Below are 591 nucleotides of genomic sequence, written 5' to 3'. Positions count from 1 at the left end.
TTGGATTTACCAGCCAAAAATGTAACCATTTTGGAGGGGAGCAATATTCATGTATTGCCTTCTTTGCCATACTCGGCACAGGATTTCTACACTAGTATTGATGTCTTGGCTGAACTAGATAATGGCACTCAAGTAATTATTGAGATTCAAGTTCATCATCAGAATTTTTTCATCAATCGTTTGTGGGCTTACTTATGCAGCCAGGTCAACCAAAACCTAGAGAAAATTCGCCAACGAGAAGGTGATACACACCAGAGCTACAAACACATCGCACCCGTTTATGCCATCGCAATTGTCGATAGCAACTACTTCTCAGATGACTTGGCTTTTCATAGCTTTAGTATGCGAGAGGACACGACAGGTGAAGCCTTAACCATCACCAATAATGGACAAGAAAACTACCTAGTCAAGATGGCGTTCTTGGAATTAAAAAAATACAGAGAAACCAGCAAAGATAGCATTCGTAAACCATGGTTGGAGTTTTTCGGTAATAAACCCTTTACCCAAGAACCCGAGCGAGCTATCAGCCAAGCAGACCAACTGCTGGACTACAAGAGCTGGTCCGAGGAGGACAGGAAAATGTTTAGTCAA

The 591-nt window shown here is 42.0% G+C and carries 1 protein-coding gene; it reads left to right on the top strand.

Translation table 11 applies throughout. From position 1 onward, the window contains the following. Positions 1-591, top strand: a 591-nt coding sequence (locus HMPREF1048_RS05210) for a PD-(D/E)XK nuclease family transposase (RefSeq protein ID WP_000641622.1), incomplete at both ends; no start/stop codon positions are given.

Origin of the sequence: Streptococcus mitis SK575 (assembly GCF_000257865.1) — a bacterium.
Classification (GTDB): domain Bacteria; phylum Bacillota; class Bacilli; order Lactobacillales; family Streptococcaceae; genus Streptococcus; species Streptococcus mitis_CQ.
This window is presented reverse-complemented; position numbering and strand designations above follow the sequence as displayed.